We start from the raw sequence: 19,536 nt of genomic DNA, 5'->3' as shown, positions 1-19,536 counted from the left end.
GACTAACGCCAGCGGGACAGCAGGCCGAGCGAGCTGACCATGGCGCCGAAGCCGACCGCCAGGTTCCAGTACTTCCAGGACGCGACCGGGTACTGCTGCTCGGACAGGTAGAAAACGACCAGCCAGGCGATGCCGAACAGGATCAGCCCCACGGCGGTGGCCGGCAGCCAGACCGGGCTGGGCTTGTTGCTCTTGGCTGTGCCAGAGGACCGCACGTCCGGCGGCGGCGTGTAGACCTTCTTCTTGCGGACCTGAGACTTGGGCACGGCGCTCTCCTGAGGGGGCAACGGGCGAACCACCACCACCGGCAGGGGCCCGCCGCCGTCCGCCACCGACCGGCGGCGGCTCACCGCGGGCCAGATCAGAGGTGGCGGCGAATAATGTTCAAGGGGATAGCGTAGTCATATTCGGCCCGCTGAGCACCAGCGGACACCCGACCAGGTCCGGAACTCGCTGTGCATCGGCGGTCGGCGAGAGGGAGACGACGCATGGAGTACACGTCTGGCGCCTCCTCGTGGCGTACCGCCGGCCGTCGCTTCGCCAGGGCGCTGACGCCCCGGCCGGCCCGCTGGCGGCCCGGCTGGTCCACGGGGGTGCCGCTCATCGCGTTGGCCGCCGGTCTCATCTTCACCACCTCGGCCACCACCGCCGAGGGCACTTCTCTGCGTGAGGACCGTCGACCGGAGAAGGCGCAGCTGATCAACGAGCTGCGTCTCCAGCTGGCCCGGTCCGAGGCGCGGGCCACCGAGCTGCGGTCGGCCGTCCTGGCCCAGACCAGCGAAATCGCCCAGACGGACCTTCCGATCCGCCAGGAGCAGGCGCGCGCCCGCCGTTTTGAGGCTGATGCCGCGTTCACCCCGGTTCATGGTCCAGGAGTGACCGTACGATTGAACGACGCTCCGCACTCCAGCAGCGCTGAGCTGCCCAAAGACGTCAATCCGAACGACCTCGTGGTCCACCAGCAGGACGTGGAGGCCGTGGTGAACGCGCTGTGGGCCGGAGGCGCCGAAGCGATGTCAATCATGGGGGTGCGGGTGATCTCGACGACCGGGGTGCTGTGCGCCGGATCGATGCTGCTGCTACACGGGCGCGTCCACTCCCCGCCATTCGCCATCACCGCCATCGGCGACCCGGGAGCCCTCTCACGCTCCCTGGACAACTCAGACCAGATCGATCGGTACCGGGCGGCGGTTGACGCGTACGGCCTCGGCTACGACGTCACCACCCACGGCGACATCCGGCTGCCCGGCTTCGACCAGGCCGCCGGCCTGCAGGAGGCGACGGTGGCAGGGCAATGACCAGTGACAACAACGGCGGCCGGCACCGGGCCAGCGGCGCGAGCGGTGGCCAAGACCCGTCGCCCGGCCCCACCGCGTCGGGCGCGCCACCGGACACCGATCCGCGGGTGACCGGGCTCGGCGTCAGCCAGCCGGGTTCACCGACCGGCCCCGACGATCCCGACGGCGCCGCCGCGTCCGCTGAGCCGGCTCGCGGGCGGGCCACCATCGCCGCTGCCGAGGTCCCGCCGGCGGGACCGCCGGCGGTGGCGCCGATCGGCGGACAGAGCGACTACCGCAGCGTCCACTCCGAGCTCACCCGCGCCAGCCCGGCCTCGATGATCCGGGCAGCCATCCGCGGCTTCGGTGAACTCATGATCACTGTCGGTATGGTGATTCTGCTCTTCGCCGGCTACGAGGTCTGGGGCAAGACCGCCATCGTCGATGCCGCCCAAAGTGACCTCGACACCGCGCTCAGCCAGCAGTGGGACGTGCCGGCGGGCGCGACGGCTCCGGCCAAGCCGAGCGGCAAGCCGCCGCCGGGCGGCGCGGTCGCCCGGCTCCACATCCCCCGCCTGGACAAGCGCTGGGTGGTCGTCGAGGGGGTCGACCCGAAGGACATCGAGTTCGCTCCCGGGCATTACCCCAAGAGCGCCATGCCCGGCGAGACCGGCAACTTCTCCATCGCCGGGCACCGCGTCCGCTCCACGTTCTGGGACCTGGACGACATGCGGGTCGGCGACCCGATCGTGGTGGAGACCCAGACGGACTGGCACGTCTACACCGTCGCGCGCAGCAAGATCGTCAAACCGACCGCGGTGGAGGTCGTCAACGCCCGTCCGCCCGGCTTCGACCGGGGCAGCAAGCTGCTCACCATCACCACCTGCAACCCGAAGTGGGACAACTACGAACGCCTGATCGTGCACGCCACCCACACCTCCAGCCAACCCCGGTCCGCGGGACGCCCCGCGGCGCTTGACTAGACGGGCCGCCATGTACGGATGGATCTGGAACCACCTCCCCGGCGGACGGCCCGGCAAGCTCATCGGGTCGGCGATCCTGCTCGCCGGGGCTGTCGCCCTGCTCTGGTACGTGGTGTTCCCGTGGGCCGAGCCACTGCTTCCCTTCGACGACGTCCAGGTCACCGAGGGCGGCGGCGCGGCGGACACGGTCACCCAGTGACCGGACGGCCGCGCGGTCCACGGTTACGGCGTTCGGGCGGTGACCGACGACGGTCGGGGCAGTAGGCTGACGCCGTGCGCGTCCTCGTGATCGACAACTACGACTCGTTCGTCTACAACCTCGTCCAGTACCTGGGACAGCTCGGCGCCGAGTGCGAGGTGTGGCGTAACGACGAATTCGCCGTCGCCGACGTCGGTCGCAGCGGGGCAGCCGGTGTGATGCTGTCCCCCGGCCCAGGGGCGCCGGAAAGCGCTGGGCGGTGCCTCGAGGTCGTCAGGGCCTACGCCGACACCATGCCGATCTTCGGGGTCTGCCTTGGCCATCAGGCAATCGGCGCAGCCTACGGCGCCACCGTGGAACGGGCGCCGGAACTGCTGCACGGCAAGACCTCGCTGGTGCGCCACGCCGGGGTCGGCGTGCTCGCCGGGCTGCCCGAGCCGTTCACGGCCACCCGGTACCACTCGCTGACCGTCCGTCGGGACTCTGTGCCGGACGAGCTGGAGGTCACCGGCTGGACCGAGTCCGGGCTGGTGATGGCGCTGCGCCACCGCGAGCTGCCGCTACAGGGAGTGCAGTTCCACCCTGAGTCGGTGCTGACCCAGGGCGGGCACCTCATGCTGGCGAACTGGTTGGCGGATTGCGGTTCACCCGATGCGCAGGAACGCGCTCCAAGGCTGGCGGCCGAGGTCGAGGCCCGCCGCACCGCCGCGTTCGCCAGCGCGTAGCGCGCCCGGCGTCCCGGTCGGGCCGGGCGTCGGGGTGGGTGGCTCGGCCGCCGGCTGAAGCACCGTGATCCGCACCAGCGAACCGGACTTGGCGATCCTGTTCGCGTTCGGCGTCTGCGCGGAGACTGTGCCGGCGTTGTTCGACACCTGGTCGCCGGGGACCACCAACACCCTGAAGCCCTCGTTCTGCAGCTTCTCAACAGCGTCAGCCTCGGTCAGCTCGATGACGTTGGGAACCTCGCGCAGGTTCCCAAGGGAGACCCTCAGCTCGACGATGGCGTCGACGGCAACCTCTTTGCCCTGGTCGGGCACCGCGACAACGGTGTCCCTGGTCCGCTCGCTGTCCACCAGGGCGATCTTTGCTTTCAGCTTCCGGGACGCGAGTTGGTTCTCGGCCTCCTGCCGCGACAGCCCGACCAGGTTCCCCGGCACCTTCACCGTGTTCGGGCCCAGGCACAGCTGCACCGTGACCTCGGTGCCGTTGGAGACCGAGGCCCCGGCCTCCGGCGACTGCCGCGCCACAGCCTTCAGGGCGCAGTCGGCCTCCTGAACCGGATCGCCCTCCACATACCGGAGACCACTCTCTTTCAAGATGCTCTCCGCCTGCAACCCCAGCATCCCGACGACGTTCGGCACCGCAACCTGCTGCTGCTGCTGCTTCTTCGTCTCGCCTTCGCCCAAGAGCGCGATGGTGAGCGCTAGCAACGCGAGCACGCCGAGCGCGCTCAGCGTCGCCAACACCCACGCCGAAGCCTTCCGACGACGACGGTCTCCCACCTGCGCGCCCTGCGGGCCGCCCGCTGCGGTGAGCAGCTCGGTCTCGTCCTGGCTGAGGATCGGGGTGGCCAGAACCGGACGGCCCGCCGCCGCCCGCAACACGTCGGCGCGCATCTCGGCGCCGCTCTGGTACCGATTGATCGGGTTCTTGGCGAGAGCTTTGAGCACGATGGCGTCGATGTCCGGGCCGACCTCGGTGTTGAGGTAGCTTGGCGGCGTGGGGTCCTCGCGCACGTGCTGGTAGGCCACCGCCACCGGGCTGTCGCCGACGAATGGCGGGTTCCCGCACAGCAGCTCGAACAGCACACAACCGGCCGCGTAGACGTCCGACCGGGCGTCCACGGCCTCGCCGCGGGCCTGCTCCGGCGACAGGTACTGGGCGGTGCCGATGACGGCGCTGGTCTGGGTCATCGTCGTCGCGCCGCTGGCCAGAGCCCGCGCGATCCCGAAGTCCATAACCTTGACCTGGCCGTTCTGGGTGAGCATGACATTTCCGGGTTTGATGTCCCGGTGGATGATGCCGTGCCGGTGGCTGAACTCCAGCGCAGCGCAGATGTCGGCGACGATCTCCAGAGCCCGGCGCGGCATGATCGGACCCTCGGCCGTCAGGACCTCCTTGAGGGTGCGGCCGTTGACGAACTCCATGACGATGAACGGCAGCGTCTCGCCGGTCGGCGCGTGCTCCTCGCCGGTGTCGTAGACGGCCACGATCGCCGGATGGTTGAGGGCGGCGGCGTTCTGGGCCTCCCGCCGGAAACGCTCCTGGAAGGTACGGTCGCGCGCCAGGTCCTGCCGCAGCAGCTTGATGGCGACGTCCCGACCCAGACGCAGGTCACGCCCGCGGTGCACCTCGGCCATGCCGCCGTAGCCGAGCAGCTCGCCGACCTGGTACCTGCCACCCAGCAGGCGGGCCTGCGCCGTCATCTCGTCCGCCATCCTTCAGTCGTGTCCATGCCCACTATGCCCTGCCCCGACGTGCCCGGCAGACCACCCACGCTCCGGTACGCGGAGAATGTGACCGCTCCGACGCATGCCAGCAGCGCGATCGCACCGAGCACGACGGTCACGATGAGCCATCGCCGCAAGCCACCGGAACTTGCCGCCGCGCCGGCCACGGGCCGCAGAGCCGGCGTGGGCCGGCGCGCCGGGTTGCGCGGAACAACCTGCTGACGGTAGCTGGCGGCCGGAGCCTGCCACTGCTGGGGAGGTCGGGCCGGCGCGGCCGGACGGGGCGCTGGCGCAGCTGGACGGGGTGGCAGCGCGGCCGGACGGGGTGGCGGCGCGGTGACCTGCGGCGGGGCAGCCGACCGGACATCGCCTGCGACCTGGCCGGACGCGGGACGCCGCGCGCCGGACGCCGCGGTCCCGGCCGGCCGGGACCGGCCGACAACGCCAGCCTGCCCGGACGTGCGCGGGCTCGTCATTCCCGCGGCCGCCGCGGCCGCCTGCCGGGCGACCGCGCCGAGGGCCGCAGCCGAGGGCCACCGGTCCGTCGGCGCCTTGGCCATCGCCCGCTGCACGATCGCCTGGATCGGTGACGGGATGTCGGCGGGCATCGGAGGCGGCGGCTCGCTGGCGTGCTTCATCGCGATCTCGACCGGATTGTCGCCCATGAACGGTCGACGGCCGGACAGACACTGATAGGCGACGATGCCGAGCCCGTACACGTCCGACAGCGGGGTGGCGACCTGCCCGGCGGCCTGCTCGGGGGAGATGTAGGACGCCGTTCCCAGCACCGCGCCGGCCACGGTCAACTGACCGACCAGCGCGGAGCGGGCGATCCCGAAGTCGCTGAGGACAAGGGTGCCGTCGGGCCGAACGAGCAGGTTGCCCGGCTTGACGTCGTGGTGGACGATGCCTTTGCTGTGCGCGGCGTGCAACGCCTCCGCCGCCTGGGCGATGAGCGCCATGGTGCGGGCCGGGGTGAGCCGCCGTACCCGGGACAGCGTCTGCGACAGGGCGTCGCCGGCGACGTACTCCATGACCAGGAACGCGACGTGGTCGTCGCTGCCGTAGTCGTAGATGTCGACGACGCCGGGGTGGTTGATGGTGGCCATGGTCCGGGCCTCGCCGCGGAACCGCTCGGCGAAGCCTGGCTCGTCCAACAACGCCGGCAGTAGGATCTTCACGGCGACGGTACGGCCGAGCACGTCGTCGGTGGCCCGCCAGACGTCGCCCATCCCGCCGCCGGCGATCCGCTCGTCGAGTCGGTACCGGCTGCCCAGCAGCACTCCGGGACTGAACATCAGTTTCCTCCCCGGCCGTCGGCGAGCACCGCGCGCATGACCCGCCCGGCGATCCTGGTGGCTTCGCCGCTGCCCCCGGATCCGGCGTTCTCCAGCACCACGGCGACCGCCGACACTGGTTTCCCATCGCGGATGGCGAACCCGATGAACCAGCCGTGGTCGGCGGCGACGCCGGTCTGCGCGGTGCCCGTCTTCCCGCCGACCTCGACGCCGTCGATGCGGGCGTTGCCGCCGGTGCCGCTGCGCACCACGGACACCATCATCTTCCGTAGCTCGGCGGCGACCTGCGGTTCCACCGGCTCGCGGAGCGTCCGCGGAGCGGCGGTGTGCAGCGGCCGCCGGTCGGCCGCCAGCAGTTGCTGCACGACGTACGGACGCATCTGCTGGCCGTCGTTGGCCACCGCGGCGGCGATCATCGCCCCTTGCAGGGGGGTCATCCGAACATCGCGTTGACCGATCGACGACTGCGCCAACGCGGCCGGGTCGGCGCCGCCCTGGGGCCGCGCCATCTCACCGGTCTGGCTGGCCGCGACCGGCATCCCCGGCCCGCCGGTCTGCCCGACGGTCAGCTCCTCGTCGCCGAAACCGAACGCCTGCGCCTTGGCCTTGACCCGGTCGGCGCCCAGTCGCACGCCGAGCTGGGCGAAACCGGTGTTGCAGGACTCGGTCAGCGCGTTGAGCAGGGTGACCTGCGCCTCCGGGCAGATGCTGGGGTGCGCGTTGCGGATCACCTGGGTGGTCTGTGGCGGCTGGTACGCCGGCCCGGCGGGGATGCGGGTGGTGGCCGCGACCCCGCTCTCCAGCGCCGCCGCCGCGAGGATCACCTTGAAGGTCGAGCCCGGGGGGAGCGTCTCGGCTACCGCGCGGTTGGTGAGCGGGCGCGCCGGGTCGGCGGCGAGTCTGTCGAAGGCCGCCTGGGCGGCTCGGGTGTTGTGGCTGACCAGCGGGTTGGGGTCGAAGCTGGGGAACGAGACCATCGCCTGGACGGCGCCGGTCCGAGGGTCGAGCGCGACGACCGCCCCGCGACGGGCGCCGACCTGGTTGCGGGACAGCTCGGCGAAGGCCGTCTGCTGGGTCCGCAGCGACAACGTGAGCAGCACGTTGCCGCCGCTGGTCTCCTTGCCGGTGACCATGCTGCGGAACCGCTCGGCGAACTGCTGGTCGCTCTCGCCGGCGAGGAACTCGTTCTCGGCCTGCTCGACGGCGGTCGCGGCCATGTTGACCGGCTTGTAACCGACGACGTGCGCGTAGGTGCTCGGGAACGGGTACTTCCGCAGGTACTTCAACTCGCCGTCGGTGGCGACGCTGCTGGCCAGACCCTTGCCCTGGGCTTCGATGACGCCGCGCGGCCGCTTGTACTCGGCCAGCTGCACCCGCGCGTTGAGAGGGCTGGTGCGGTACTCCTCGCCCTTGTAGACCTGCACCCAGTTGAGGTTGACGAACAGCAGCCCGAACAGCACGAGCAGCACGACGCCGACGCGTCGGAGCGGAGCGTTCACGGCCGGATCACCTCAGTATTCGCGGCGTGCAACTGGACTGGCGGGCCGACGGCGCCGGCGGGCCGGACGGGCGGGCCGCCGGCGGTCTGGTTGGCCGCGTCCGAGATTCGCAGCAGGACGGCGACGAGCAGCCAGTTCGCCATGAGGGAGGAGCCGCCGGCGGACAGGAACGGCGTGGTCTGCCCGGTGAGCGGAATGAGCTTGGTGACGCCGCCGATGATCACGAAGACCTGGAGGCCGAGAGTGAAGGCCAGGCCGCCGGCGACGAGCTTGCCGAACGAGTCCCGGACCGCGAGCCCGATCCGCAACCCTCGGACGACAATGAGCAGGTAGAGAGTCAGCAGGGCGGTCAGCCCGAACAGGCCGATCTCCTCGCCCATGCCGGCGAAGATGAAGTCGTTGTGCACCTCGGGGATCTTGGTGGGCTGACCACCGCCGGGACCGGCGCCGAAGAGCCCGCCGGTGCCCAACCCGAGCAGCGACTGGCTGAGTTGGAAGCCCTTGGCGAACGGGTCGGCGAACGGGTCGAGCCAGGTGTCGGCCCGGACGACGAAGTTGGCGAACGGTCCGCCGAGCTGCTTGCCGAGGTAGTAAGCGGACACGGCGCCACCAAAGAACAACCCCAGGCCGATGATGAGCCAGCTCACCCGCTCGGTGGCGATATAGAGGGTGACGACGAACATGCCGAAGTACAACAGCGAGGTGCCCAGGTCCTTCTCGAACACCAGCACCAGCAGGCTGACCAGCCACACCACCAGCACCGGCCCGAGGTCGCGCCCGCGCGGAAAGTCGATCCCGAGGAACCGGCGGCTGGCCAACGACAGCACTTCGCGTTTGCGCACCAGGTAGTAGGCGAAGAACGACAACAGCGCCAGCTTGGCGAACTCGCCCGGCTGGATGGTGAAGCCACCCACGATGATCCACAGCTTGGCGCCGTTGATCTCCGACATGCTGGGCGGCAGCACCGCCGGAATCATCACCAGCACGATCCCGGCCAGGCCGAGGGTGTACGCGTACCGGGAGACGACCCGGTGGTCCCGTACGACAGCCAGCAGGACGATGGCGCCGACGACGGCCGCCAGGGTCCAGGCGAGCTGCCGCCCGCCGGTGCCGGCGAACGTCGTCAGCTCCGCTCCTTCGGCGACCGGGACCTCGGCCAGGTCAAGCCGTCGTAGGAAGCCGACGCCCAGGCCGTTGAGGAGGGCGACCGCGGGCAGGAGCACCGGATCGGCCTGCGGGGCCAGAAACCGGATCGCGACGTGGATGCTGACGAACACCGTTGTCAGGATCGCGGCCGGAACCCAGAAGTCGGCGGTGACCTCGCCGAGCATCGTCGCCTCGACGGTGGCCCCGTAGGCGGCCACGAGGGCCATCGCGAACAGCAACAGCCCCAGCTCGGCGTTGCGGCGGACGCGTGACGGCCGCACCGCCGGCATCTCGCCGGTGCTGGCCAGCGCCGCCGACGCCGCGCTCACCGGACCCACCGGGCGCGCGGCGCCCCGGCTCGGCTACTTGGATTCAAGGCAGTCTGCCGGCTCGCCGGGCGGACCGGGGCTCACCGTGGCCGGTGAGTCGGACGGGCCGTCAGGGGTCGCGCTGGGCGTGGCGCCAGCGGGCGGCCTCGCGCCGCTGCCGCCGACCGTCGGCGCCAGCGGCGATGTCGACGGGGCCGGTTTGAGCACCTCGGTGGGCGACGCGCTGGCGGTCGGCTCACACGGCGGCTTGCGGTTGGGATTGCCAGGCTCCTCGCTGATGAGCCGGCGCATGATGTCGACCGCCTCGCGGCGGTTGTCCGTCGCGATGCCGCCTCGCACCTGGTCCTGGGCGACCGAGGTCAGCTCCTCGATGCTGGTGTCGCTGGTCTCGTGAACGCTGGACAGGCGCCAGCCGCCGATATCGGCCGGGACGCCCTTGAACACCGCCACCTGACCGCGTTCGGTGGTCCCCACGTAGTACTGGCTCTGCGCCCAGCTCCACCCGCCCCACAGACCGCCGCCGAGCAGGCCCAGGACCAGCACCGTGGCCAGCACGGGGCGCCCACCGGAACGTCGCGGCGGGTCGACGTCGGCGCCGCTGTCGGCCGCGGCGGCCTCCGGCGCGGCCGGACGGGGCTGGGTCAGCGCCGATGCGCGCGCCGCCGGTGTCGAGATGTCAGCCGCGGTGGCCATCCCGCGGTCGGTGGCGGCGGCGCCCCCGACGACCGGGGTCGACTCGACGATGTCCTGGTCGGTGGCGTCCGCGACAATCACCGTGATGTTGTCGGGCCCGCCCCCCCGCAACGCCAGCTGGACGAGCCGTTCGACGCACTCGTCCGGATCGGGGTACTGGGCGAGGGTGTCGGCGATGGTTTCGGCGCTCACCACACCCGAGAGGCCGTCGCTACAGATCATGTAGCGGTCGCCGGACAGGACCTGGTGTACCGAGTACTCCGGCTCCACGTCGCGACCGTCGAGCGCCCGGGTGAGCAGCGACCGCTGCGGGTGGCTGCCGGCCTCCTCCGGGCTGATCCGACCCTCGTCGACGAGCATCTGGACGTAGGTGTCGTCCTTGGTGACCTGGGCGAAATCGTCGTCGCGCAACAGGTAGGCCCGCGAGTCGCCGATATGGGCGAGGCCGATCCGGCTGCCGGAGAACAGCATGGCCGTCAGCGTCGTGCCCATGCCCTCAAGCTGCGGGTTCGCCGCGACGGTCTCCCGGAGCTGAATGTTGGCGGTGTCGATCGCCCCGCGGAGGGCGTCGACCAGAGCCTCCCCCGGCACGTCCTCGTCGAGCGGAGCCATCGCCGCGATGACGATGTTGCTGGCGACGTCACCGGCCGCCATCCCGCCCATGCCGTCGGCGACGGCGAGCAGCCGCGGGCCGGCGTAGACCGAGTCCTGGTTGCCGTCGCGGATGAGGCCACGGTCACTACGCGCGGCGTAGCGCATGGTGAGGCTCATGGGCGCAGCTCTAATGCGGTCCGGCCGATGCGGATCGGCACGCCGAGCGGAACGGGCATGGGGCCGGTCACCTTCGTCCGGTCGAGGTAGGTCCCGTTGGTGGAGCCGAGGTCCTCGATGAACCACTGCCCCGCGCGGGGCACCAGCCGGGCGTGCTTGGCTGATGCGTAGTCGTCGGTGATCACGAGCGTGGAGTCCTCCGCCCGGCCGATGGTGATCTGCGCTTCTCCGAGGGTGATACGGGTGCCGGCGAGCTGCCCGGCGGTCACTACGAGTTGGTGCGCGGCGCGTCCCTTCTTGGTCTTGACCGGTTGGCCAGCGGCTGGCGACGACAGCCCCGCGGTCCGCGGGGCAGCCACCAGGCGGCTGGGCCGCCCGCCGGCGAACAGGTCCCGCCGGATCACTCCCACCACGGTGAACACAAAGATCCACAGCAGGATGAGGAATCCGAAACGGGCGACGGTCAGGACGATCTCGGGCAAGGTCTTAGCCGTCCAGACGGAACGTCAGGGTGGTCGTCCCGAGCTGGATGATGTCACCGGGGTTCAACGAGACGGCCGAGACACGCTGGCCGTTCACCGTCGTGCCGTTCGTCGAACCCAGATCGGTGAGGACGGCCTGGTTGCCGTCGTAGTCGAGCCGGGCGTGCCGGCGTGAGATGCCGACGTCCGGCAGCCGCATGTTGGCCTGGTCGCCCCGGCCGATGACGGTGGAGCCGGGCTGGAGCGGGTAGCTACGGCCGTCCGCGCCCAGCAGGCGGGCGGCGGGGGCGGCGGGTTGCTGGTAACCGCCGGCGTCGTACGGCTGATAGGGCGCCTCGTCATAGCCGGACGGCGCGGGAGCGACGTCGCCGCCGGTGTAGACCTCGGCGGTGACCCGGAACATGCCGGTGTCCAGCCCGTCGCCGCGCTCCACCTCGACGATGACGTCGCCGTACACCGTCCATGCCTGCTCGCCGATGAACTCCGCCTGGGACTGGGCGAGCTCCTGGGCCAGCGCCGCCGCGTACGGGGCGAGCCGGCTGTGGTCGTACGGCGACAGGTCGATCACGTACCGGTTGGGCACCAGGGTCCGCCCACCAGCCAGGATGGCCTTGTGCGCCTCTGCCTCCCGCTGCATGGCGGTGAGGATCTCCACGGGGTGGACGACCCCCTTGAACACCTTGGCGAAGGCCCCTTCGACCATTCCCTCAAGGCGTTTCTCGAAGCGCTGTAGCACACTCACCGGCTCCTCCTCGGTTCCGCGGACCTGATGGTATCCGCTGACCGCTCTCATGGTCAGGGCGCGACCGCCTCCCGGCGACTCGACTATGCCCCGCGTTCGCTCCGACGGCATCGTGCTAGTCTTTTTCGGCATCGCTCTGGGGTCCTACAACCCTTGTGGGCCGGCGCTCCCGCGAGCCTGGAAATTCCACGGGAACCGCGTCAGCTAGCCTCAACGAGCGATCCACATCTGGGGATGTGGCGGAATGGCAGACGCGCACGGTTCAGGTCCGTGTGTCCGAAAGGACGTGGGGGTTCAACTCCCCCCATCCCCACCAGCCGACAGCAGGGCCCGGTTCTCGCCGGGTCCTGCTGTCGTATGATTCGGGCCTGTCTGCCGAGGGGTGGTCGCGTGGCTGTCGCGCTGATAACTGGATCCGCGGGTCTGATCGGTTCCGAGGCGGTGCGGCACTTCGCCTCGCTCGGCCTCGACGTCGTCGGCATCGACAACGACATGCGGCGCCAGTTCTTCGGCGCCGAGGCGTCGACCGCCTGGAACGTCGTCCGGCTCACCAGCGACCTGGGCGAGGTCTACACCCACCACGATGTCGACATCCGGGACCGTGCGGCGTTGGCGGGTCTGTTCAGCCGGTACGGCCGTAGCATCGCCGTCGTCATCCACACCGCCGCCCAGCCCTCGCACGACTGGGCCGTCCGGGACCCCTTCACCGACTTCGACGTCAACGCCACCGGGACGTTGAACCTGCTCCAGAACGTTCGGGACCACTGCCCGGGCGCCCCGTTCATCCACTGCTCGACGAACAAGGTCTACGGTGACCGGCCCAACAGCCTGCCGCTGATCGAGCAGGAGACCCGGTACGAGCTGGCCGCGGACCACCCGTACTTCAACGGCATCGCCGAGGACATGTCCATCGACGCGTGCCTGCACTCGGTCTTCGGCGCCTCCAAAGTCGCGGCGGACGTCATGGTGCAGGAGTACGGCCGCTACTTCGACATGAGGACCGCCTGCTTCCGGGGCGGGACGCTCACCGGGCCGGCGCACAGCGCCACCGAACTGCACGGCTTCCTCGCGTATGTCATGCGGTGCAACATGGAGCGTCGGCTCTACAAGATCTTCGGCTACAAGGGCAAGATGGTCCGCGACGCCATCCACTCCCATGATGTCGTCTCGGCGTTCGAGGCGTTCTTCCGGAGCCCACGCTCAGCCGCGGTCTACAACATGGGCGGCGGGCGGCGTTCGAACACCTCGCACCTGGAGGCGTTCGCCCTGGCCCAGGAGATCACCGGCAACGAGATGGTCACCGAGTACCACGAGGCCAACCGGATCGGCGACCACCGGTGGTGGATCGGCTCCAACGCCGCCTTCCAGGCCGACTACCCGGACTGGAAACAGGTCTACGACGTTCCGATGATCATGCGGGAGATCCACGAGGCGAACGTCGACAAGTGGGTTCCCGGGTCCGGCTCGTGACCGTCGGCGGCAAACGCAATGTCCTCGGCGTCCTGGTCGACATCGTCGACTACGACGCGGCGGCCGGGCGGATCATCGCGGCGGCCCGGGACCGACGGCCCTTCGCCATGACGGCGCTGGCCGTCCACGGCGTCATGACCGGCGTGCTCGATCCCGCGCACAACGCCCGGCTGAACAGCTTCGACCTGGTCACTCCGGACGGCCAGCCGGTGCGCTGGGCGTTGAACCTGCTGCACGATGCCGGTCTCGCCGACCGGGTCTACGGCCCGGAGCTGACCCTGCGCGTGCTGGCTCGTTGCGCCGACGAGGGTCTGCCGGTGTATCTGTACGGCTCCACCGACCAGACCCTGGCCAGGCTCGTGCCGAGCCTGGAGCACATGTTCCCGGCGCTGAAGCTGGCCGGGGTGGAGGCGTCCAAGTTCCGGGACGTGGCGCCGGGCGAGGACGCCGCGATCGCTTCCCGGATCAGCGCCTCCGGCGCCCGCCTGGTCCTGGTCGGTCTCGGCTGCCCGCGTCAGGAGATCTTCGCCTACGCGATGCGGTCGCTGCTGGACATGCCGCTCATGGCCGTCGGCGCCGCGTTCGACTACCACGCCGGCCAGCTGCGGAACCCGCCCGCCTGGATGCAGCGGCACGGTCTTGAGTGGCTGTGGCGCCTGGGCCTGGAACCCAGGCGGCTGTGGCGCCGGTACGTCCTGCTCAATCCGGCGTATCTGGCCAGGCTCGCCGCGCAGAAGGTGGGGGTGTGGCGGGCCGCCCCGCCGGCGGCGGCGACCGAGCGACCGTCGCGCTTCGCGGTCTGAACGGCGCCTTACCGATCCTGGACCACGGCGCCAGTTGGTAGCTGGTCAGCCTCGCCGGGAGTCGTCGGCGGTAGGTGCCTGGCCGTTGGCGTAGAGCAGCTCCAGAATCGAGCGGGCCGCATCGAACCAGCGGTCCAGCCAGCCGGGCGGCAGCGCGGCGCCCTTGGGCGGGAGTTCGAGCAGCAGACCGCGTAGGAGCGGGTGCGCAGCTACCGTGCCGCTGCCGTCCCACCCGCCTGCGACGAACTCCGGCAACGTGTCTTGCAGCCCGGCGGGGTCGGCGCCGGGTCGCTCCGGCGCCTTTCGGTCATCGGGGCGTTCGACGGCAGGCTTGGCGACGCGAGGCGCCGGATCGGACACGCTGAGCTGCTCGGGCACCCGGGCTCGGCCGCCGTTCACCACCGCCTGCGATCGTTTGGGACGCGGGGGCTCGTGATCGTCGAAACCCCTGAAGCCGCCATAGGCGGCGGCCTGGGCGCCGGCGGGCTCGTCGCCGAAACTGTCCGCGGTCATGGGGCCTGCCTCACTGTGAGACGCGTACCGGTGCGCCAGGGGTGTCGGCCGCACCGGTACGCGAGGGGCGGGGGGATCAGCCGAGGTCGAACTCGCCGTCCTTGGCGCCGCCGACGAAGGCGTCCCATTCGTCGGGCGTGAACAGCAGGGCTGGACCGGCGGTGTTCTTTGAATCCCGCACGGCGATGGCGCCGTCGACGAAGGCGACTTCAACGCAGTTGTCGCAGTTGGGCCCGCTCCGGGTGCTCTTGAACCACCTGGCGTTGCTCAGGTTGACGCGGAATCCTTTGGCCTCAAGTTCCACAGTGGCTCCTTTGCCAGTTCGGCAAGCTGGGCGGCTGACTCGTCCGGACTGAGGGCCGCCGCGCGGATGTGCCGGAAAATGTCCTGATACTTGTCCATTTCGTCGCTCTTTTCGATGAACAACCCACCAGTGGCGTTCTCGGCATAGACGACGTCCGGGTCGCCCGGTTCCGGGAAGCGCAGGATGGCGAATGATCCATCCATCCCCGCATGCCCTCCGACCGAGAAGGGCAGCAGCTGGAGCGTGATGTTCGGACGCTCCGCGGCTTGTGACAGGCGCTGCAACTGGGACCGCATGACGGCGTCCCCGCCGACTGGGCGACTCACCACCGCCTCGTCGAGCACCACCCACAGGTTGAGCAGGTCGTCCTGTCTCAGTAACGACTGGCGTCCCAATCGGACTCGCACCCGCGCCTCGACCTCGTCCACTGTGATGTTCGGGCGGGCGGCGCGGATCATGGCACGGGCGTAGTCGTCGGTCTGCAGCAGACCTGGGACGACCTGCTGCTCATAGGCCCGAATCGACGAGGCCGCCGCCTCAAGTCCCACATATGCGCCGGTCAGGATGGCGCTGTACGGGTGCCACCAACCCTTCTGCCGCGCCTGGCGGGCGATCTCGACCAGCTCGTCGGCGACAACGCCGTTAATCCCGTAGATGGCCAGCAGCGACGCGACGTCCCGGGGGGTGACGGAGTTGTGGCCAGTCTCGATCCGGGAGATCTTTGACGCCGAGCACTCGAGGCGGAAGGCGGCGACGTCGATGGTCACCCCGGCCGCCTCGCGATGGCGACGGAGCTCAGCCCCCAGTCGACGACGCCGAATGGTCGGGCTGCGTCGTTCGGTCACGGTCACCTCCGCCGGCTTCGGGATCAGTGTTACGTCGGTGGACACAGCCCATCAACCACCGAACGGAGTAGATGTCGCCTTCAAAGCATGGAATCTGCACCATGCAACTTGCATTGATCATGTTCGTGATGCAAGCTGTCCGTAGGGCAAAGGTCACTCATTGTTCGTTTTTGGGCTGCCTTAATGGCTCCCAACAGGTAAATGCCTGGCAGAAGCGACAATGTGAAACTACTGCCACTACGGAGAGTTCGGGCACGGACGTCGCCCGTCACAGACGCTCCGTGGAAAAAGCCCCGCCGACACATGCGCGCCCAAGGCTGCGTCGGCGGGTGAGCCGCGGAGTAGACGGGTGTTGGTCGGGTCAGCCAACCGCACCGGCAGGGGACAAACGCCTTCGGCCGGCCTGACCAACCCCCGATCCGCAGCCCGTGTTCAACCCCCGGCAACACGCGACGACAGTTCGGGACAGGAGTCCAGGTGCTACCCCGATCCGGTGATGTGCTCGAAGTAACCCGTTCCGCCAGCGTCCAGTTCGTGGCCCCGCTGCTGTTCCGCGTCATTCGCGTCCACGACTGGCCCACCTACGACGGCTGGGCCTGGCTGGACGGCTATGCGCTCAACTCCGCCGGCGACGCCGTCGAGCGCCGCTCCATCTTCGTCCGTGTCGACGGGCTGCGGCAGGTGTCAGTCGGCGCCGAGCAACGCGCCCGGGCCGTCCGCCGCACGAGCCGCGCCACCGCGTCCCGTCCGCGCACACTCTGCGTCAGCTAGCCAGCAGCCAACCCGTATCAGCGCCCCGCCGGGCCGGCTGTGCCCGGCTCGTCAATTTCCCCGCTGACAGGCTCCCGACGCCCGTAGCATCAGAAACAGCCCTCCCAGGCCCCACGCATCAATTCGGACCCCGCGCCAACCGGGCGGTGTCATGCGTCTAAACCGCGTCGTGGTCGTCATCGTGGCCACCGTCGTCGGCCTGCTCACCGCCGGAGCGGGCGCGGCCCGGGCACAGCCGACGCCCAGTTGGCCGCCCGCCCCGTCCGGGCCGGCCGCTACCTCCCCGACCCCTGGCGTGGAGCCCCCGACCGGCGCCCCTGACGCCACCGGTTCGCCGTCGGCGCGTCCGACCACGCCGCCGACGCGATCAGCCCCGGACGCCCGTGCGGCGCGGGTCAGACCCAAGGCGGGCGCCCCGCGGGCGGTCACCCGGCCGACGCCCGCGTCACCGCCGGCCCCGGCGCCGAGTCCGTCCGCGACGCCGGGCCCCGTAACCGCCCAGCAGGAGCCGCCGCTGTCATCCGGGCCGATGGTCGACGCCAGCTCACGGAGATCGCTCGTCTACACCGGAGCGTTCGGGCTGACGATCTCGCTGATCGGACTGGCCCTGGTGGGTCAGCGTCGCCGCCACTGGTGACACCAGCGGTCACAGCGTCGGCGTGACCGGCTCCTCGGGCGCGAACGACGCGGGCGGCGAGGTGGTCGACGGCCTGGTCGCCGGCGGACGCTCGGCGATCACCAGAGTGACCACCGCGTCCCGGGAGACCCGGGCGCCCGGCGCCGGATCGGTCTCCAGCACCGTGCCCGGGTCGACCTCGCCGGTGGACCGGTACCGCAGCTGGTAGGCGAGCCCCACCGCCTCCAGCCGCTCTCGCGCCTCCGCGCGGGACAACCCGGTGACGTCCGGAACGACGACCCGCGGGGCGGCCGTCTGGGATGCCGGCGCCGACAGGGACGGGGGCGGGGACGGCGAGCGGGTCGGCGACAACGTCGGGGCGGCGGTCGCCGACGGGCTGACCACGGGGGTCGCCGGGTCGTCGTTCTCGCCGAACAACAGCCACAGTCCGTAGCCGACGAGCCCCAGCAGGATCAGGCCGACCAGCCCGAGCACGAGCGGCAGCCACCAGCGGTCGTTCGCCGGCTCGGACTCCGTCCACTGGGTCTGCTCGGTGACTTCGCTGCGCTGCGGGACCTCCGCGCGCGCCTGCCAGGGGCCGTCGTCGGCGACCGGCGGGAGCACCGCGGTGCCGTCCCCGATCGGCGGCAGAGCGCGGGTGGCGTCGTCGTCGGGCGGCCCGCCTGGAGCGGCGCCGGCGGGGTTGTCCCGGATCGGAGGTACGGCGGCGGTGTCGTCGGCTGCCCACCGGGGGCGGTCAGGCTGCTCGCCGTCGGGGTCGCGCTCACTGCCGGCCATCAACGCCTCCTGATGCCTCCACCGCGAAAGCCTCGCCCTCAAAGTAGCCCGACGTCCCCAGCATCAGCCCGATTTCACCCGATCCAGCGGACTCTCGGGCTGTCGAGCGTTGTCCGTCGCAATTTGCAGAAGACGCAAACTGGCAGCTACGCCCAGATGTTACGGGTGCCAGTGGTTGCCCCTTGGCGCGGTATTTGAGGAGTTCGCCAGAGCCCAACGCCGCCGCTACGCTCCCCCGCATGGGTGGCAGACAGTGGCGTGGACCAATAAACACCGCAGTCGCAGTCGCCGCCGGCGCCGGCGCAGCACAACTCGGCCTGGCATACGGCCTCGGCATCATCACCTGGCCACCACAGGCCGATGAGACCGCCTGGGCCGGCAACGCCGCCTGGGCAACGTGGGTCGCCGCCGCGTCCGTCGTCCTCGGGGCGCTCATCGCCGACCGGTCCACACGTCTGCACGAACCCGCGGTCAGCGACAGCAACGGCCGCCCCGTCGCCGCTGGTTCCGATGGCCTGTGGCGGTTCGTGCTGCTGGCCTCGGCCGCTGCCGGCACACTGCTGCCCGTGGCGTTGATCGCCGCGCCGGCGCGGGCCACCCGGCACGCGGGCGGGCTGCCACCGATGACCGCCGCCGCGGCATACGGACTGGCCGGCCTGCTCGTCGGTCTCGTCGTCGCCGCGGCCGCGCTGCGGTCACCCCCGATCGCCCGCAATCTCCTTGGCACCGTCGGCTTTGCCTGGTTGGTCACGGTCGTCGCGGTTGTCGCCGGGGCGCTTTCCCAGGCGGCGCCGGTGGCGCTCGCCGGCTGGCCAATGGGCGTCTCGGCCGATGACGGCTGGTTCCGCGACATGCACCTGCCGGGCACGGCGCTGGCGATCGGCGGCGCCGTCCTCATCGGGGTCCTGGCGGCAGGTCGGCCCGGTCGGCACCGCCTCGGGGCGGCGATCTCCGGCGCCGCGGGCCCGTTCCTGATCGCGTCGGCGTATCTGGCCGCCGGCCCCAGCGCCTTCGGCGTCCAGACCGCCCACCTGTCGGCCTACCTTGTCGCGCCGTACGTTGTGCTCGCCGGCCTCGCCGGCTCGGTCCTCGCGGTGGCGTTCCAGGGCGAACGCGGGCCGGGCCGGCCCGCAGGGCGGCCAGCCGCCGCCCGACCACGGCGGGCCCCCCGAACACTACCGACCCCAGCCGTCGACGCGGCCGTCGACGCCGACGGGCCAGCGCCCTCGTCGCCTGGTTCCAAGCGGGCGCTGCCACGGATGCGATTCAGTCTCGGCAAATCAGCGGCGCCGGAGTCAACGCCCGACACGAAGCCGACCGCGCCATCGGCCCCGGGCAGGCCCGGCGGGCCGTTGTTCGCCGACGGCGCCGACCCTGACCGCTCGCTGATGGCCGGCGCCCCGTCCGAGGGTCAGGCCGATGTCGAGTCGGCGGCAGACGCCGATACCCCGAAGGCCACGCCCCCGCGTCGGCCACGGGCCCGTCGCGCCAACAAGTCGACCGACGACGAGTCCGACGCCGAAGGGGCGGACGCGTGAGTTGACGCC

Annotated in this window: 21 protein-coding genes and 1 tRNA gene; 10 read left to right on the top strand and 12 right to left on the bottom strand. The window is 70.8% G+C overall.

Going from position 1 to position 19,536, the window contains the following annotated elements:
• Window positions 1-2 precede the first annotated feature (2 nt).
• Entirely contained in the window at window positions 3-266 is a 264-nt protein-coding gene (locus ABD287_RS02245; RefSeq protein ID WP_344167282.1) for a cell division protein CrgA, read from the bottom strand.
• Between the two features lie 222 nt (window positions 267-488).
• Here ABD287_RS02245 and ABD287_RS02240 point away from each other — a divergent pair, with 222 nt between their 5' ends.
• The 4 genes from ABD287_RS02240 to ABD287_RS02225 all read left to right on the top strand — a co-directional run bounded on the left by ABD287_RS02240 (window position 489) and on the right by ABD287_RS02225 (window position 3,184).
• Window positions 489-1,298, top strand: coding sequence for a DUF881 domain-containing protein (locus tag ABD287_RS02240; RefSeq protein ID WP_344167279.1), 810 nt, complete (start codon window positions 489-491; stop codon window positions 1,296-1,298).
• Window positions 1,295-2,260: a class E sortase gene (locus ABD287_RS02235; protein ID WP_344167276.1), complete on the top strand. Its 966-nt coding sequence runs from the start codon at window positions 1,295-1,297 to the stop codon at window positions 2,258-2,260. Before ABD287_RS02240 ends, ABD287_RS02235 begins: the two co-directional genes overlap by 4 nt.
• A gap of 10 nt (window positions 2,261-2,270) precedes the next feature.
• The gene (locus ABD287_RS02230) at window positions 2,271-2,459 is read left to right on the top strand and encodes a hypothetical protein (protein WP_344167769.1); all 189 of its coding nucleotides are present in this window, start codon (window positions 2,271-2,273) and stop codon (window positions 2,457-2,459) included.
• A gap of 74 nt (window positions 2,460-2,533) precedes the next feature.
• On the top strand, window positions 2,534-3,184 hold the full coding sequence (locus ABD287_RS02225; RefSeq protein WP_344167273.1) for an aminodeoxychorismate/anthranilate synthase component II: 651 nt from the start codon (window positions 2,534-2,536) through the stop codon (window positions 3,182-3,184).
• Here ABD287_RS02225 and pknB read toward each other — a convergent pair.
• From pknB to ABD287_RS02190, 7 genes are all read right to left on the bottom strand, one after another.
• Window positions 3,104-4,885 carry a Stk1 family PASTA domain-containing Ser/Thr kinase gene (gene pknB, locus ABD287_RS02220; RefSeq protein ID WP_344167751.1) on the bottom strand — a complete coding sequence of 594 codons (1,782 nt, stop codon included), beginning with the start codon at window positions 4,883-4,885 and terminating at the stop codon, window positions 3,104-3,106. The genes ABD287_RS02225 and pknB overlap by 81 nt on opposite strands.
• A complete protein-coding gene (locus tag ABD287_RS02215) occupies window positions 4,882-6,207 on the bottom strand; it encodes a serine/threonine-protein kinase (protein WP_344167270.1) in 1,326 nt (441 codons plus the stop codon). The genes pknB and ABD287_RS02215 overlap by 4 nt, the downstream gene beginning before the upstream one ends.
• A complete protein-coding gene (locus ABD287_RS02210) occupies window positions 6,207-7,706 on the bottom strand; it encodes a peptidoglycan D,D-transpeptidase FtsI family protein (RefSeq protein WP_344167267.1) in 1,500 nt (499 codons plus the stop codon). The genes ABD287_RS02215 and ABD287_RS02210 overlap by 1 nt, the downstream gene beginning before the upstream one ends.
• Window positions 7,703-9,142: an FtsW/RodA/SpoVE family cell cycle protein gene (locus tag ABD287_RS02205; RefSeq protein WP_344167749.1), complete on the bottom strand. Its 1,440-nt coding sequence runs from the start codon at window positions 9,140-9,142 to the stop codon at window positions 7,703-7,705. The genes ABD287_RS02210 and ABD287_RS02205 overlap by 4 nt, the downstream gene beginning before the upstream one ends.
• A gap of 72 nt (window positions 9,143-9,214) precedes the next feature.
• Window positions 9,215-10,645, bottom strand: coding sequence for a PP2C family protein-serine/threonine phosphatase (locus ABD287_RS02200; protein WP_344167264.1), 1,431 nt, complete (start codon window positions 10,643-10,645; stop codon window positions 9,215-9,217).
• Entirely contained in the window at window positions 10,642-11,127 is a 486-nt protein-coding gene (locus ABD287_RS02195) for an FHA domain-containing protein FhaB/FipA (RefSeq protein WP_344167261.1), read from the bottom strand. The genes ABD287_RS02200 and ABD287_RS02195 overlap by 4 nt, the downstream gene beginning before the upstream one ends.
• 4 nt (window positions 11,128-11,131) lie before the next feature.
• Window positions 11,132-11,920: an FHA domain-containing protein gene (locus ABD287_RS02190; protein ID WP_344167258.1), complete on the bottom strand. Its 789-nt coding sequence runs from the start codon at window positions 11,918-11,920 to the stop codon at window positions 11,132-11,134.
• 179 nt (window positions 11,921-12,099) lie between these two features.
• On the opposite strand from ABD287_RS02190, the gene ABD287_RS02185 reads away from it, so the two are divergent.
• The 3 genes from ABD287_RS02185 to ABD287_RS02175 all read left to right on the top strand — a co-directional run bounded on the left by ABD287_RS02185 (window position 12,100) and on the right by ABD287_RS02175 (window position 14,142).
• A tRNA-Leu gene (locus tag ABD287_RS02185) sits at window positions 12,100-12,185 on the top strand.
• A gap of 74 nt (window positions 12,186-12,259) precedes the next feature.
• A complete protein-coding gene (locus ABD287_RS02180; RefSeq protein ID WP_344167255.1) occupies window positions 12,260-13,339 on the top strand; it encodes an NAD-dependent epimerase/dehydratase family protein in 1,080 nt (359 codons plus the stop codon).
• Entirely contained in the window at window positions 13,336-14,142 is an 807-nt protein-coding gene (locus tag ABD287_RS02175) for a WecB/TagA/CpsF family glycosyltransferase (RefSeq protein ID WP_344167746.1), read from the top strand. The genes ABD287_RS02180 and ABD287_RS02175 overlap by 4 nt, the downstream gene beginning before the upstream one ends.
• Window positions 14,143-14,187: 45 nt before the next feature.
• On the opposite strand, the gene ABD287_RS02170 is transcribed toward ABD287_RS02175, so the two are convergent.
• The 3 genes from ABD287_RS02170 to ABD287_RS02160 all read right to left on the bottom strand — a co-directional run bounded on the left by ABD287_RS02170 (window position 14,188) and on the right by ABD287_RS02160 (window position 15,804).
• Complete coding sequence (locus ABD287_RS02170) at window positions 14,188-14,655, bottom strand: hypothetical protein (protein WP_344167252.1); 468 nt, start codon at window positions 14,653-14,655, stop codon at window positions 14,188-14,190.
• Window positions 14,656-14,731: 76 nt separating this feature from the next.
• The gene (locus ABD287_RS02165; protein ID WP_344167249.1) at window positions 14,732-14,959 is read right to left on the bottom strand and encodes a DUF397 domain-containing protein; all 228 of its coding nucleotides are present in this window, start codon (window positions 14,957-14,959) and stop codon (window positions 14,732-14,734) included.
• Window positions 14,923-15,804, bottom strand: coding sequence for a helix-turn-helix domain-containing protein (locus ABD287_RS02160; RefSeq protein ID WP_344167247.1), 882 nt, complete (start codon window positions 15,802-15,804; stop codon window positions 14,923-14,925). Before ABD287_RS02160 ends, ABD287_RS02165 begins: the two co-directional genes overlap by 37 nt.
• Before the next feature lie 477 nt (window positions 15,805-16,281).
• On the opposite strand from ABD287_RS02160, the gene ABD287_RS02155 reads away from it, so the two are divergent.
• Both ABD287_RS02155 and ABD287_RS02150 read left to right on the top strand, forming a co-directional pair.
• Window positions 16,282-16,575 (top strand): hypothetical protein, encoded by a 294-nt coding sequence (locus ABD287_RS02155; RefSeq protein ID WP_344167244.1) that lies wholly within the window; start codon window positions 16,282-16,284, stop codon window positions 16,573-16,575.
• Between the two features lie 151 nt (window positions 16,576-16,726).
• Window positions 16,727-17,212, top strand: a complete 486-nt coding sequence (locus ABD287_RS02150; protein ID WP_344167241.1) for a hypothetical protein — start codon at window positions 16,727-16,729, stop codon at window positions 17,210-17,212.
• Window positions 17,213-17,221: 9 nt separating this feature from the next.
• Here the strand turns inward: ABD287_RS02150 and ABD287_RS02145 are convergent, their stop codons facing one another.
• Window positions 17,222-17,989 (bottom strand): PASTA domain-containing protein, encoded by a 768-nt coding sequence (locus ABD287_RS02145; RefSeq protein WP_344167240.1) that lies wholly within the window; start codon window positions 17,987-17,989, stop codon window positions 17,222-17,224.
• Window positions 17,990-18,228: 239 nt separating this feature from the next.
• Here ABD287_RS02145 and ABD287_RS02140 point away from each other — a divergent pair, with 239 nt between their 5' ends.
• Window positions 18,229-19,527 (top strand): hypothetical protein, encoded by a 1,299-nt coding sequence (locus ABD287_RS02140; RefSeq protein WP_344167238.1) that lies wholly within the window; start codon window positions 18,229-18,231, stop codon window positions 19,525-19,527.
• Window positions 19,528-19,536 lie beyond the last annotated feature (9 nt).

Source organism: Pilimelia columellifera subsp. columellifera, from assembly GCF_039532605.1.
GTDB classification, from domain to species: domain Bacteria; phylum Actinomycetota; class Actinomycetes; order Mycobacteriales; family Micromonosporaceae; genus Pilimelia; species Pilimelia columellifera.
Note: the sequence above shows the minus strand (reverse complement) of the source record. Positions and strands in the feature narration are given on the sequence as shown.

Excerpts from the sequence above, each read along its gene's own strand:
- ABD287_RS02140 (WP_344167238.1), top strand. The coding sequence starts at position 18,229 with ATGGGTGGCAGACAGTGGCGTGGACCAATAAACACCGCAGTCGCAGTC.
- pknB (WP_344167751.1), bottom strand. The coding sequence starts at position 4,885 with ATGACGGCGCAGGCCCGCCTGCTGGGTGGCAGGTACCAGGTCGGCGAG.
- ABD287_RS02145 (WP_344167240.1), bottom strand. The coding sequence starts at position 17,989 with ATGGCCGGCAGTGAGCGCGACCCCGACGGCGAGCAGCCTGACCGCCCC.
- ABD287_RS02150 (WP_344167241.1), top strand. The coding sequence starts at position 16,727 with ATGCGTCTAAACCGCGTCGTGGTCGTCATCGTGGCCACCGTCGTCGGC.
- ABD287_RS02200 (WP_344167264.1), bottom strand. The coding sequence starts at position 10,645 with ATGAGCCTCACCATGCGCTACGCCGCGCGTAGTGACCGTGGCCTCATC.
- ABD287_RS02170 (WP_344167252.1), bottom strand. The coding sequence starts at position 14,655 with ATGACCGCGGACAGTTTCGGCGACGAGCCCGCCGGCGCCCAGGCCGCC.
- ABD287_RS02215 (WP_344167270.1), bottom strand. The coding sequence starts at position 6,207 with ATGTTCAGTCCCGGAGTGCTGCTGGGCAGCCGGTACCGACTCGACGAG.
- ABD287_RS02205 (WP_344167749.1), bottom strand. The coding sequence starts at position 9,142 with ATGCCGGCGGTGCGGCCGTCACGCGTCCGCCGCAACGCCGAGCTGGGG.
- ABD287_RS02235 (WP_344167276.1), top strand. The coding sequence starts at position 1,295 with ATGACCAGTGACAACAACGGCGGCCGGCACCGGGCCAGCGGCGCGAGC.
- ABD287_RS02230 (WP_344167769.1), top strand. The coding sequence starts at position 2,271 with ATGTACGGATGGATCTGGAACCACCTCCCCGGCGGACGGCCCGGCAAG.
- ABD287_RS02240 (WP_344167279.1), top strand. The coding sequence starts at position 489 with ATGGAGTACACGTCTGGCGCCTCCTCGTGGCGTACCGCCGGCCGTCGC.
- ABD287_RS02190 (WP_344167258.1), bottom strand. The coding sequence starts at position 11,920 with ATGAGAGCGGTCAGCGGATACCATCAGGTCCGCGGAACCGAGGAGGAG.